The sequence below is a fragment of the Microbulbifer hainanensis genome, from assembly GCF_014904735.1.
In the GTDB taxonomy this organism is placed as follows: domain Bacteria; phylum Pseudomonadota; class Gammaproteobacteria; order Pseudomonadales; family Cellvibrionaceae; genus Microbulbifer; species Microbulbifer hainanensis.
In genome coordinates, this window is sequence record NZ_JACZCR010000005.1 from 1 (window position 1) to 11,975 (window position 11,975).

The 11,975-nt window shown below is 60.4% G+C and carries 14 protein-coding genes and 1 riboswitch; of the genes, 3 read left to right on the forward strand and 11 right to left on the reverse strand.

Translation table 11 applies throughout. The annotated features are described in order from the left end of the window. Positions 1 to 11 precede the first annotated feature (11 nt). Together yhbY and IG168_RS02315 are read left to right on the forward strand one after the other, a co-directional pair. The gene (gene yhbY, locus IG168_RS02310) at positions 12 to 314 is read left to right on the forward strand and encodes a ribosome assembly RNA-binding protein YhbY (protein WP_193161537.1); all 303 of its coding nucleotides are present in this window, start codon (positions 12 to 14) and stop codon (positions 312 to 314) included. Positions 315 to 522: 208 nt separating this feature from the next. Continuing rightward, positions 523 to 1,122 carry a c-type cytochrome gene (locus IG168_RS02315; protein ID WP_193161538.1) on the forward strand — a complete coding sequence of 200 codons (600 nt, stop codon included), beginning with the start codon at positions 523 to 525 and terminating at the stop codon, positions 1,120 to 1,122. A gap of 28 nt (positions 1,123 to 1,150) precedes the next feature. Here the strand turns inward: IG168_RS02315 and IG168_RS20570 are convergent, their stop codons facing one another. Next, entirely contained in the window at positions 1,151 to 1,393 is a 243-nt protein-coding gene (locus tag IG168_RS20570; protein ID WP_226876453.1) for a hypothetical protein, read from the reverse strand. A 4-nt stretch (positions 1,394 to 1,397) separates the two neighbouring features. Between IG168_RS20570 and IG168_RS02320 the strand changes: the two genes are divergently transcribed. After that, positions 1,398 to 2,198 (forward strand): c-type cytochrome, encoded by an 801-nt coding sequence (locus tag IG168_RS02320; protein ID WP_226876454.1) that lies wholly within the window; start codon positions 1,398 to 1,400, stop codon positions 2,196 to 2,198. A gap of 123 nt (positions 2,199 to 2,321) precedes the next feature. Here the strand turns inward: IG168_RS02320 and IG168_RS02325 are convergent, their stop codons facing one another. The 10 genes from IG168_RS02325 to moaA form a co-directional block, all read right to left on the reverse strand. Next, entirely contained in the window at positions 2,322 to 2,738 is a 417-nt protein-coding gene (locus tag IG168_RS02325; RefSeq protein WP_193161539.1) for a hypothetical protein, read from the reverse strand. Beyond that, positions 2,735 to 4,396, reverse strand: a complete 1,662-nt coding sequence (locus IG168_RS02330) for a S41 family peptidase (protein WP_193161540.1) — start codon at positions 4,394 to 4,396, stop codon at positions 2,735 to 2,737. Before IG168_RS02330 ends, IG168_RS02325 begins: the two co-directional genes overlap by 4 nt. A gap of 81 nt (positions 4,397 to 4,477) precedes the next feature. Beyond that, positions 4,478 to 5,869 carry a Re/Si-specific NAD(P)(+) transhydrogenase subunit beta gene (gene pntB, locus IG168_RS02335; RefSeq protein WP_193161541.1) on the reverse strand — a complete coding sequence of 464 codons (1,392 nt, stop codon included), beginning with the start codon at positions 5,867 to 5,869 and terminating at the stop codon, positions 4,478 to 4,480. A gap of 12 nt (positions 5,870 to 5,881) precedes the next feature. Next, the gene (locus IG168_RS02340; protein ID WP_193161542.1) at positions 5,882 to 7,429 is read right to left on the reverse strand and encodes a Re/Si-specific NAD(P)(+) transhydrogenase subunit alpha; all 1,548 of its coding nucleotides are present in this window, start codon (positions 7,427 to 7,429) and stop codon (positions 5,882 to 5,884) included. 655 nt (positions 7,430 to 8,084) lie between these two features. Then, positions 8,085 to 8,537, reverse strand: a complete 453-nt coding sequence (gene moaE / locus IG168_RS02345) for a molybdopterin synthase catalytic subunit MoaE (protein ID WP_226876455.1) — start codon at positions 8,535 to 8,537, stop codon at positions 8,085 to 8,087. Between the two features lie 2 nt (positions 8,538 to 8,539). Next, positions 8,540 to 8,788: a molybdopterin converting factor subunit 1 gene (moaD, locus tag IG168_RS02350; RefSeq protein ID WP_193161543.1), complete on the reverse strand. Its 249-nt coding sequence runs from the start codon at positions 8,786 to 8,788 to the stop codon at positions 8,540 to 8,542. Beyond that, positions 8,785 to 9,315, reverse strand: a complete 531-nt coding sequence (moaC, locus tag IG168_RS02355) for a cyclic pyranopterin monophosphate synthase MoaC (protein WP_193161548.1) — start codon at positions 9,313 to 9,315, stop codon at positions 8,785 to 8,787. The genes moaD and moaC overlap by 4 nt, the downstream gene beginning before the upstream one ends. Beyond that, positions 9,316 to 9,861, reverse strand: a complete 546-nt coding sequence (moaB, locus tag IG168_RS02360) for a molybdenum cofactor biosynthesis protein B (protein WP_193161544.1) — start codon at positions 9,859 to 9,861, stop codon at positions 9,316 to 9,318. 43 nt (positions 9,862 to 9,904) lie between these two features. Next, positions 9,905 to 10,516 (reverse strand): molybdenum cofactor guanylyltransferase, encoded by a 612-nt coding sequence (gene mobA, locus IG168_RS02365; protein WP_193161545.1) that lies wholly within the window; start codon positions 10,514 to 10,516, stop codon positions 9,905 to 9,907. After that, on the reverse strand, positions 10,509 to 11,477 hold the full coding sequence (gene moaA / locus IG168_RS02370) for a GTP 3',8-cyclase MoaA (RefSeq protein ID WP_193161546.1): 969 nt from the start codon (positions 11,475 to 11,477) through the stop codon (positions 10,509 to 10,511). The genes mobA and moaA overlap by 8 nt, the downstream gene beginning before the upstream one ends. Then, positions 11,466 to 11,661, reverse strand: a riboswitch (molybdenum cofactor riboswitch). It overlaps the preceding gene by 12 nt. Positions 11,662 to 11,975 lie beyond the last annotated feature (314 nt).

An 11,975-nucleotide genomic window follows, 5' to 3' on the forward strand; every position in this document is an offset into this window, starting at 1 on the left:
TGGAGTATTGTATGCCTTTAACCGCCGACCGCAAAAAAGCCCTGCGCACCCTGGGCCACAATCTGAAGCCCGTGGTGACCGTTGCCGACAAGGGGTTGACCGAAGGCGTACTTGAAGAACTGAATCGGGCGCTCGAAGATCACGAGCTGATCAAGGTCAAACTGGCCGTCGCCGATCGCGAGCTGCGCCACCAGGTAATCGCCGAGCTGTGCGAGAAAAGCGGCGCCGAACTGGTACAGGAAATTGGCAAAATCGCCCTGATCTTCCGCGCGGCCGAGAAGCCCAACGCCAAGCTGTCCAACCTGCTGCGTTGAATCCTGCCCGCCGCGCCCCGGCCGATAACGGAGCGCGGCGCCCCGCCCCCACATCCCCTACCCCGCTGATACGCCCCCCTGGCATGAAAAACCTCACTCAACGTGGAAATGCGCGCCACCGACCTTATCAGCGCCACGACCGCCCTATATAGTCAGCCCAGTGCTTCCTGTGCCACATAACAAGCGAGATACCGTCGGGAATGGCTCTATGCGAATACCTCTGCTACTGACATTCTGCGTGTTTCTGTCGCCCACCTCATCGCTGGCAGCGGACTTGCCCCTGGAGGCTGGTGTCTGCGCCGGCTGCCACGGCGAGCAGGGCCAGGGGATAAATAACCTCGGCCCGCGGCTGGCCGGGTTGCCGGCGCAATACCTCGAACGCCAGGTCAACCTTTTCAAGGGCGGCAGTCGCCAAAATGTCACCATGCACGCCATGGCCATGGGCATTGGCGGCGAGCAATTGCAGAAAGTCGCCAATTATTTCTCTGCCCAACCGGTACAGCCTGTCGCACCGGTGCGCCGCGGCGAGCAGACTGCCTACACAGACCCGGCGGCGAAGCTCGTCTACCAGGGCGACTGGTCTCGCACCCTGCCCGCCTGTGCCACCTGCCACGGCCCCGCGACCATCGGCGTCGGCCAGATTCCGCGGCTGGCCGGCCAGCAGGCGGACTACCTCAAGAATCAGCTGGTCGCCTGGCAACAGGGCAAGCGCGCGGGCGACCCCGACAACACTATGGGCAATATCGCCGGCAAGCTCTCGGGTGCCGAGATCGATGCTCTGTCCAGTTACCTCGCCAACCTGCAGTGAGATGACATCTGTGAGACGCCCTCTTGTATTACTTCTCGCCTGTACCCTCTGCGCCGGCACACTCCGGGCCCAGGAACTGCCCGACAGGCAACCACAATTGCCGGCGGAGCCGAAAACGAGTGATCAGGACACCCTGGCGCCGCGCCCGCTGGACAGGATTCCCGACGGTGCATTCGGCAACAAGGTACGGCGTGGTTACCAGTTGTTCGTCAATACCCAGCAGCTGCGCGGCAAATACGTCGGCAACGCCCTCAACTGCAGCAACTGCCATATGGATGCCGGGCGCCGCGCCCACGCCGCCCCCCCTGTGGGCCGCCTATTTTGCCTACCCCGCCTACCGCAAGAAAAACGACAAGGTAAACAGCTATCAGGAACGCCTGCAGGGCTGCATGACGTACTCGATGAATGGCAAGGCACCGCCATTGGGCAGCCCGGAACTGGTCGCTTTTGCCGCCTACTCCTACTGGCTGGGTATGGGAGCACTGATGGACAAGTACGGCGTGCCCGGCCCTGTGCCGGAACTGGATGACGAGGAGCTGCTGAAGGGCGGCAAGGGGGACGACTTCCCGCTGCCGGACGCCATCGTCAGGGCGCTGCCAGTAGACGAGCGCGGCAAGCTGCCCGGGCGCGGCTACCCGCTGGTAGAGAAACCCACTGGTGGCTATTCACCGCAGCGCGGCGAAACCGTTTACCGGCAACACTGCCAGTTGTGCCATGGTGCCGACGGCCAGGGCTACGCCAGCGCCGGTATTCCCACGCTGCCACCACTGTGGGGGCCGGACAGTTTCAACTGGGGCGCGGGCATGCACAGGGTCAACACCGCAGCCTATTTCATCCACGAAAATATGCCGCTCGGCAAAAGCATCCAGCTGACGCCGCAGCAGGCCTGGGATGTCGCTGCCTATATCAACTCCCGGGAACGCCCGCAGGATCCCCGCTTCGACGGCAGTGTCGAAAAGCTGCGTCAGCGCTACCACCAGCACACCGGCTATTACGGCCAAAGTGTCGACGGCGGCCCGGTGCTGGGCGCAAAAGCCTATCCCAACTTTCCGCCGCAGCAGGATAGCGGCGACTGAAGCCCCCACAGGCTCCCAGTCAGGTGTGCTGCGCTGATAAGCTCCGATCCAGTCGTAAAGCGACAACAAAAAAGGCCGCAGGATTCACCCGCGGCCTTTTTTTTCAGCAAAGGATCTACCGCCCTATTCCACCACTTCAACAGCCGGCTTGCACGGCTGTTGCAGTAGCCAGCGCTGCCCGTCGGCACTCCTGACCAGCCAGCAGCCCTCGCCATCCATCACCAGCTGAAACTTGACCGGAGCCTGCGTTTTGCGGCCATCCAGGCGCGGCTGCGGTAGTGGGGGCCTGCCCGGTCCGGACTCGATGACCAGTACGCTCTCCTTCGTAAACACATCTTGCGCCAACACCACCGGCGCACCGTGCATACCTTCGGTCACCAGTCGCTGCAGTTCGGCATATCCGGCGGCACTCGGCTCGGCAACCAGGGCCGCCTGCTCCTGTCCGCCATCCAGCGCATGCCGGCCAGCCACCTCCGCCATACATGCCGTCAGCGCGACCGGCGCTGCCAGTAGGATGATGACCCTGTGCGCGCTGCTCATGGCGTCATGATCCGGTTGTTGCGCCAGAACGCCTTGGAAACCCGCGCCGATCCGGGAGCGGAAAGGGTCGTCCCCATCTGTGCCCGCGCGTAACCAGACGCCGGTACATCACCACAACTGCCGGTCTCGATATAGTGAATGGCTGTTGCGAACCGCGCCTCACCGGCGTCTCCCAGCAGGTGGGTAAAATCGTCGCCAACGGGACATCCGGGCACATCGGCCCCGGTGCCGGTACTGCCACCCGGGATGAAACCGTCGGCGTAGTCGCCAAATTCCTTGGCGTTGACGCCCTTGAACTGGATCGTCAGGTAGGTGGTGCCGCAGTTATCCAGGCCATAGAAGCCATAGGGCTTGCCGCAGGTGGACGCGCCAACCTGGATAACCTCCACATCCACGCCGCGCAGGCTGTTGATGATCGACTCGCTGGCCGAGCAGGTGCTCTCACCGGTCAGCACGAACACCCGCGGAAGGTTAAGCGTCGGCAGGGGCAGGTCCGGCTGCACACTGCCGTAATCCGAGGTCACGCTCAGGAACGGCATTGGATCCAGCGGCTGCCCGGTGACCGGGTCCGTTTCCGGGTGCTTGCGGTTGAAGCTAACCCGCTCAAACGTCTGCCCCGCGGTGGTACCGTCACCGGCGATCATGTAGGCGAGCTGGCTGGCGATATACAGGTAACCGCCGCCGTTGTAGCGGAGATCCAGCACCAGGTCGTCGATATTCTGGCCCTTCAATTCGTTGACGGCGTCGATCAGCGCGGACTCCGCCGAGGCGAAGTGGTCGTTGAACAGCATATAGCCGATCCGGCGCCCCATGGCCGCATCCACAACCTCAACATGCTGCACGGGTTCCGAGGTCACCGCATCGGCGGTCAGTATCACGGTAATCGGGTCGGTCGCACCCAGCGGCAGCAGTTCGAAGGTGTGCATCTCGCCGCGCGCGGAGGGCCACATACCCGCATTGAGGGTATCCACATCATCGCCATTCGCCAGATCGACACCGTCGACCGAAATGACTTCGGCCCCGCGAGTCACACCCGCGGGCAGGCCGTCGCCGCTCTCGGTGTCGGTATAGGCCACCACCGCTCGCCGCGGCGGATATGCCGACAGTAGTGCCCACTGCAGGCCATAACCCACATAGACGCCGGACTGGGACTGCGAGATCCACTCGCTGGTCGGCAGCGCATAGTGGAAGCGGTCCTTTTCGTTGCCGGACGCCGTCAGGGCAAGGGTTTTCAGCTGGTAAAAATATTCGATGGAATCGTCGAAATTAGCGGGATCCTGGTCTTCTATCTCGTCATACCAGAGATAGAGATCGTTGCTCATGGAGCGCAGCCAGTTGTTCTCGTCCAGCCGTGTGCCTTTTACATCGGCGTAGGGCTCGCCGTAGGGATCGGTACCGCTGCGCGGTGATACACAGCGATTGGCATAGGTGGAGGCGGGCAGGAAGTTGTCGGGAATCCAGGTAGAGGAACCACCATCATCGCCCCCGCTGCTGCCACTACTACTGCTCCCCCCACTGCCGCTTCCACCACTACTGCTGCTGGAACCGGACAGGTTGTTGCCGCTGCTACTGCTGCCCCCACCGCCGCAAGCGGTCAGAGTCAGGATACTGAATGAGAACAGCGCGGCGACAAGCCGGCGGCGATGGATCTCTCCCATGAGACTTCAACTCCATTTTCTTTTTATCGAATCCCGGGAGGTTACCATCGCCGCCGACATCAATCGACAGCTACATGGGTATCAGCCATTCAATTTGCCGATCACCGACTGCAGGCTATCTTTCGCATCCCCAAACAGCATTCGCGCGTTCTCCTTGTAGAACAGCGGGTTGGCGACGCCGGCATAACCAGATGCCATGGAGCGCTTGAGAACAACGACCTTACCGGCTTTCCAGACCTCAAGCACCGGCATGCCGGCGATGGGTGAGCCCGGTTTTTCTACCGCATCCGGGTTGACCGTATCGTTGGCGCCGATGACCAGCACCAGGTCCGTGTCGGGGAAATCATCATTGATCTCCTCCATCTCCAGCACTATGTCGTAGGGCACATTGGCTTCGGCCAACAGCACGTTCATATGCCCGGGCAACCGGCCGGCAACCGGGTGAATACCGAAACGCACCGTCTTGCCCATCTTGCGCAGCTTGTCGGTCAGGTCACTGACCGCCTGCTGGGCGTGCGCCACGGCCATGCCGAACCCGGGTACGATAATCACGCTGTCGGCCGCTTCCAGGTCCGCCGCCAGTTCGTCGAAACTGGTGGCGACCACCTCGCCCTCGATTTCCCCCTCTGCGACTTCACCCCCGTCGGAGCCGAAGCCCCCGAGGATCACGCTGACAAAGGAGCGGTTCATGCCCTTGCACATGATGTAACTCAGGATCGCACCGGAGGACCCCACCAGGGCGCCGACTACGATCAGCAGGTCGTTACTGAGCATGAAACCGGTGGCTGCGGCGGCCCAGCCGGAATAGCTGTTCAGCATCGAGATCACCACCGGCATATCGGCGCCGCCGATCGCCGCAATAAGGTGAATGCCCAAAAGCAGGGCGATGGACGTCATCACCAGCAGGTTGATCACAGTTCCCCCACTGACGTCCGCGGGGATAAACAGCGCTCCCAGAACCACACAGGCGAGGATCGCCGCCAGATTGAGCCAGTGGCGCGCCGGCAACATCAGCGGTTTGCCGGAGATCAACCCCTGCAACTTGCCGAAAGCGATGATTGAACCGGTCAGGGTAATGGCACCGATGAAGATACCCACATAGATCTCGGTATTGTGCACAATGTGCTCGGCGCCAGTCAGCGCGATGCGGGGATCGAGATAACCACTCCAGCCGATCAGCACTGCCGCGAGGCCGACGAAGCTGTGCAGAAGCGCTACCATCTGCGGCATCTGCGCCATTGCCACGCGCTTGGCCAGTGATAGGCCGATAACCGCCCCCACCGCCATCGCAATGGCGACCATCCAGTAGGCCCCGGCAACGATGCCGGCGATGGTGGCGATAATGGCAACCGCCATCCCCACCATGCCATAGACATTGCCGCGTCGCGCTGTTTCGTGGCTCGACAGCCCCCCAAGGCTGAGAATAAACATCACCGCGGAGAAGAGATAAGCCATGGAAATCATACCGTTCATTGTCTCTCTCCCTTAGCGCCGGAACATTTTCAGCATGCGGTAGGTGACGAAAAAGCCACCGAAGATATTGATACTCGCCACCAACACCGCGACGAATGCGAGTAGGGTCACCAGGCCGGATCCAGTGGATCCCACCTGCAACAGCGCCCCCACGATCACGATGCCGGAAATGGCATTGGTCACGCTCATCAGCGGCGTATGTAGCGCGTGGGTCACATTCCAGATCACCTGCCAGCCGACGAAGATCGCCAGTACAAACACGGTAAAGTGGGAAACAAATTCCGCCGGTGCCGCGCGGCCAAGCCACATCAGCAGTCCGCCGGCAATCAGCCAGAAGGCAAGAATCGAAAATGGCGAAGTCTTTTTCGCCGGCTTTTCCTCGGCGACCTGCGGCTCGGCTTTTTTCTCCGGCGCGGGTTTCGGTTGCGCGCTGACTTTGGGCGGGGGCGGGGGCCAGGTAATTTCACCTTCCTTGACCACCGTTGCACCGCGAATCACTTCATCGTCGAAATTGAGGGCAATTTCACCATTCTTCTCCGGCGTCAGGTCACTGAGCAAGTGCGCCAGATTGGTGGAATACAGCCGGGAAGACTGGGTCGCCGCCCGACTCGGCAGATTTGTGTAACCGATAATGGTGACACCGCTTTTGACCACCTTTTCATGGGGCACGGTGTAATCGCAGTTGCCGCCGTTTTCCGCGGCCAGGTCAACGACAACGGAACCGTCCGCCATACTGTCGACCATATCTGCCAGCCACAGTTTTGGTGCCGGCTTACCGGGAATCAGCGCGGTAGTGATAACGATATCGGCTTCCTTTGCCTGCTCTCGGAACAGCGCCATTTCCGCGTCGATAAACGCCTTGGACATTTCCTTGGCATAGCCGCCCTGGCCGGAGCCTTCTTCCTCGATGTCGACCGTGAGGAACTCGGCTCCCATCGACTCCACCTGCTCGCGCACCTCGGCGCGGGTATCGAAGGCACGCACCACGGCACCCATGCTCTTCGCCGTACCGATCGCAGACAGGCCCGCGACGCCGGCACCGATGACCAGCACCTTGGCCGGCGGAATCTTACCCGCCGCAGTGATCTGCCCGGTAAAAAAACGACCGAAGTTATGCGCAGCTTCAATCACCGCACGATAACCGGCGATGTTGGCCATGGAGCTGAGCGCGTCCATTTTCTGTGCGCGGGAAATACGCGGAATCGATTCCACCGCCAGCGCATTGATATTTCTTTCGGCCAGCTTCTGCAGCAAAGCCTCACTCTGCGCAGGCTTCAAAAATGCGATCAGGGTGGCACCGGAGGGAATCAGATCGATCTCTGCATCGGTGGGGGCCTGTACCTTTAAAACCAAGTTGGCGTCCTGCAGGCACTCTGCAATACTTGGCCGGATTTCGGCTCCCGCCTCGCTATAGGTCTCGTCGGTAAAGCTCGCCGCAACACCCGCGCCCTGTTCAACGACAACAGAGAAGCCCAGGTCCCGCAACCGCCGCACACTTTCGGGGGTCGCCGCTACCCGCGCCTCCCCCGGTGCGGACTCTTTCGGAATGGCTATAATCACCGCTTTGCTCCCTCAGTAAGATAGCTATGTTCTATTTATACATTCAGATACAACACCCATATTCCAAGTACCAGCTGCCCGTGCACAGGAATGCAACTTAACAATTCGCACGGGACGCTCAGAAGGGAGAAAAATTTTATACGCACTGGTGGCGCAATAAAAGAATATTTAATAAATAGCTAAATATAGGAATTATCAATAGTGCAATTAGCGCCTGCCTATAACGCCATCCAGGCAGTTAATATCATTAAGAAAGTAATATCTGGTTACAGCTGCAACGGAAACATTCAAAAGGAATATAAAAAACGAAGAATGGTGCGCCAGCGCACAGTTACCCCTGAAACTGTACAAAACTGCACACTTGCGTTCAAAAAAAGTTACGTTTGAAATCAAGATTCCTGTAACTGTATTACCGGAATTAAATACACTCTTTGCGAAAAACCAAATGTAGCACCAGAACTTTCGGCATTTACCGCACTATTGCGCAAACACTATTAGCCGGAAAGTAAAAAAATGAAACCCGGCTACAAAACGGGGTGACTATCAAAGGATCGAAAATTCTCCACAGCAAACAGCGGCGGCCAAAGCAGATTGCCACTTTGGTAATCTGTTACAAGATCATGCCGAACGAAAATCTACGACAACCGGAACCGTACTACCATTTTTTCAGAGCTTCCCGATCCCCCTCCCGCGCGTCCACCCATCGGACTCCGTCGCGCCCGTATTCCTTTTTCCAGAAAGGGGCTTCGGTTTTGAGAAAATCGATCATGTAGGCACAGGCATCCAGTGCGGCCTGGCGGTGGGGAGCGCAGGCGCCGACAAAGACTATATCGTCACCGGGCAATAACGGACCCACGCGGTGTACCAGGCGCACCCGACCGAGCTGCCAGCGCTGCTGTGCACGCCCGGCGATATCTTCCAGCACCTTTTCTGTCATTCCCGGATAGTGCTCCAGCTCCAGCTGCGCCACCGATTGATCCAGGTTGAAGTCCCGCACGGAGCCGACAAAGATTGCCGTGGCCCCGTCGGCGACATTACCCTCACGCAGCCCCGCGTATTCGACGCCGACATCGAAGGTGCCGGCCTGAACCGAAATACTGATCGACATTATCAGCCCCCGGTGACCGGCGGGAAGAAGGCGACTTCATCTCCATCGCGCACGATACTGTCGGATTTGGCCATCTGGCGGTTGAGCGCCATCTGCACATTCTCGTCCGCCAGCGCACGCTGCCAGGTCGCATCGCGTTCACCCAACTGTGCGCGCAACCCGGCCAGGGTGGTGCCGCTCCCTGCCGGCACACTGACGTCAGCACAACCGAGCTGCTCGCGCAGGCCGGCAAAAAACAGTACGCGAATCACTTGCGACCCTCCGACTTGTCTTTGGCAGGAGCCTCCGCCCCATCTGCGATGGCATCGCGTTGCCAGTGGCCGCGCTTGCCGCCGAGTTTTTCTTCCAGGCGTGTATTGACGATGGTCATGGCCGGATCCACAGCCTTGCACATATCGTAAATTGTCAGGGCAGCGATCGAGGCGGCGGTGAGAGCTTCCATTTCCACACCGGTGCGCCCGGCAAGCTTGCAGAAGCTGGTGACATGGACACTGTGGTTGGTTTCATCCAACTCGAAATTCACCTGCACCTTGGTCAGCGCCAACGGGTGACAGAGCGGGATCAGGTCAGCCGTTTTTTTGGCAGCCTGGATACCCGCGATACGCGCGGTGGCGAGGACGTCACCTTTCTTGTTCTGGCCGGCCTGCAACTGCGCAAACGCGTCTGCGCTCATACAGACGGTGGACTCCGCGCGGGCACTGCGCTCGCTGACGGCCTTGTCGGTGACGTCCACCATGCTGGCCTCGCCGCGCTGATTGAGATGGGTCAGAGCCACAATTTACCCCCTGCGCAGATGCGTCACAAAATTACAGGGCTTGAAGGTCGCATCCAGCTGCTGGCTGAGAATATTCTCCCAGGCGGTACGACAGGCTCCGGTTGAACCGGGCATACAACAGATCAGGGTATTGTTGGCCAGCCCGGCCAGCGCGCGGGACTGAATTGTCGAAGCACCGATCTCCTCATAGGAAATCGCGCGAAACAACTCGCCAAACCCTTCCACCTGCTTGTCGAACAGGGGCGCCAGCGCTTCCGGTGTCGAGTCCCGTCCGCTGAAACCGGTACCACCGGTGGTCAGCACCACCTGCACCTGGTCGTCGGCTATCCACTGGGAAACCTGGGCGCGCAGCTGGTAGATATCGTCTTTGACAATCTGTTTGTCGACCAGCCGGTGACCCGCCTGCTGCAGGACTTCGACCAGGTATTGCCCGGACGTGTCGTTTTCGTCGGTGCGCGTGTCGGATACTGTCAGTACCGCAATATTCAGCGCTTCTGCTGAGGCGCTCGCGTGTCCAGCCCCGCTGATTGTTCCACTCTGTTGTGACATGGTCGGTCTCTCACTCATGTTCGTTATACGACGGTTGAATTCGCTATTTCGACAACCGGTTTTCTTGTTCGGCGATACGCTCGATCACCCGGTGGAACTCATCCGGCCGGTTGACGTTCCAGTGCCAGTCTCCGCCCGGTACCGGCAACTGTTCACCGCCACAGGCGGCGAACAATGCCCGTACCGACGGATCACCCCGCCCCACCGCAACCTCGTGCAGATAGGCACGACTGTCAGCGTCGAGCCGCAGCCACAGCGGCAGCCAGTAGCGACCGAAACAGGCCGCCCGCGCACCCGAGCGCAGTGCCGCATTACAGAGCTGCTGCAGCTGCGCGGGTTGCAGCAGCGGCATATCCACCGGCACTGCCAGCAGCGCTGCACACTCGGGCCGCTCTTCCTCCAGTATTTGTGCGGCCGCGTGCAGACCGCTCAGCGGGCCGCGGGATTCGCCCCAATCGGCGATACCGCCCGCACCACTGATCTGTGCCGGCAGGAATTCGAAGCCCGCCGGTGCCGGTAATCCGACGAGCAAGCGGTGTGCGCGCTCCAGCAGCGACTCGCCGCCGGGCAGGCGCAACTGCGCCTTGTCCCTGCCCATCCGCTGCGAACGACCTCCGGCCAGCACCAGCGGACAGACCTGTGTCGCGTTAGCCACCGAGCATCGCCAGATTGCGCGTAGCGCCCACCTGCTCCTGCTGCAACAGGTGGCTCGGCGCCTTGCCGCCAATCAGTTCACGTACCTGATGCGCGAGGGCATCACTGTCGCCGCTGCGAATCGTCTGGTACAGATCCTGGCCCTGATCGGCGAACAGGCACAGGTGCAGGCGCCCCTGGGCGGAGACCCGCAGGCGGTTGCAGCTCGCGCAGAAATCTTTGCTGTAGGGCGTGATCAGGCCAATGCGCCCGCGGTAATCCGGGTGCTGGTATTCCCGCGCGGGTCCGGCGTCCTGCGCCCGCGGCAGCAATTGCCAACCGTCGCGCAGCAGCTGTTCTTCGATGGTCGCACCGCGCAGGTGGTTGCTGGCGAAATAATTGCGGTTGTCGCCGGTACGCATCAATTCGATAAAGCGCAGGGTCACCGGCGTCGTCCGCAGCCAGTGCAGGAACTCTCCGAGTCGCCGTTCGGCACCGTCGGCCAGCAGTACCGCGTTGACCTTAACAGTCACCCCCAGGTCACGGGCGCGCTCGATGCCGTCGAGAACCCGGGGCAGGCAATCGTGACCGGTAAATTCGGCAAATTCCGCCCGCTGCAGCGTGTCGATACTGATGTTCAGCTGGTCGAGACCCGCCTGGTGCCAGCTGTCGATCACTTTCGGCAGTTTGTAACCATTGCTGGTTACCGCCACCCGGCGGATACCGGGGGTCTCTTTGCTGGCCGCAATCATTTCTGGCAGGTCTGCGCGCAGGGACGGCTCGCCGCCGGTCAGGCGCACCTTCTGCGTGCCGAGGCTGGCAAAAGCGCGCACCACGGTAGCCGCGTCTGCCGCGGTGAGGTGGGGTGAATCGTCCGTGGGCTGATAGCCGTTCGGCAGGCAGTAACTGCAACGGAAGTTGCAGGCATCGGTCACGGACAGGCGCAGGTAGTAGAACCTGCGCCCGAGGTTATCTGTCAGCATCAAACGCCTTTCCAAGTCAGCGAGCAGGTCGGACCTTCATTTAAGCGGTCCGGAAGCTCTCGGGAGGCCGGAAGATTTCTCCGCCGACCCTGGTGGCCGCCACCGCACGCTGGCGATAGGCTGCCACGGCCCGCTGGTCCTATTCAGTGAACTTAGACCCGCGGGCTCGGTGTTTGTGAATGTCGGAATTGTTAATTGACCGGGTGTGTATCCTCCAGCGGCGCGTCGAATCCCGCTCCTTTTGTTATCGTACATAAAATCGGCAGGCATAGTCTATGCCACGCCCCAGCCCGTCGCCCATTCCCGCATGCTACCGGTGCTGCGGTATACAGCCCGATCGCGCAACGCACCAAAACCAGACAGGCGACAGATCTTTTGCACCACCAACGTGCGGCAGCAGCAGATATTTCCTGAAGGTAGCATATCTGGGCCCGGCAGTCTGCGGTGCTTGAGTTTGGCACAAATTTTGATTGTCTTTAGGCATCGGCAAAGAAGCAC

Excerpts from the sequence above, each read along its gene's own strand:
- moaA (WP_193161546.1), bottom strand. The coding sequence starts at position 11,477 with ATGCTGACAGATAACCTCGGGCGCAGGTTCTACTACCTGCGCCTGTCC.
- pntB (WP_193161541.1), bottom strand. The coding sequence starts at position 5,869 with ATGAACGGTATGATTTCCATGGCTTATCTCTTCTCCGCGGTGATGTTT.
- IG168_RS02315 (WP_193161538.1), top strand. The coding sequence starts at position 523 with ATGCGAATACCTCTGCTACTGACATTCTGCGTGTTTCTGTCGCCCACC.
- moaB (WP_193161544.1), bottom strand. The coding sequence starts at position 9,861 with ATGTCACAACAGAGTGGAACAATCAGCGGGGCTGGACACGCGAGCGCC.
- yhbY (WP_193161537.1), top strand. The coding sequence starts at position 12 with ATGCCTTTAACCGCCGACCGCAAAAAAGCCCTGCGCACCCTGGGCCAC.
- IG168_RS02330 (WP_193161540.1), bottom strand. The coding sequence starts at position 4,396 with ATGGGAGAGATCCATCGCCGCCGGCTTGTCGCCGCGCTGTTCTCATTC.
- IG168_RS20570 (WP_226876453.1), bottom strand. The coding sequence starts at position 1,393 with ATGGCAGTTGCTGCAGTTGAGGGCGTTGCCGACGTATTTGCCGCGCAG.
- IG168_RS02320 (WP_226876454.1), top strand. The coding sequence starts at position 1,398 with ATGCCGGGCGCCGCGCCCACGCCGCCCCCCCTGTGGGCCGCCTATTTT.
- moaE (WP_226876455.1), bottom strand. The coding sequence starts at position 8,537 with ATGTCGATCAGTATTTCGGTTCAGGCCGGCACCTTCGATGTCGGCGTC.
- IG168_RS02325 (WP_193161539.1), bottom strand. The coding sequence starts at position 2,738 with ATGAGCAGCGCGCACAGGGTCATCATCCTACTGGCAGCGCCGGTCGCG.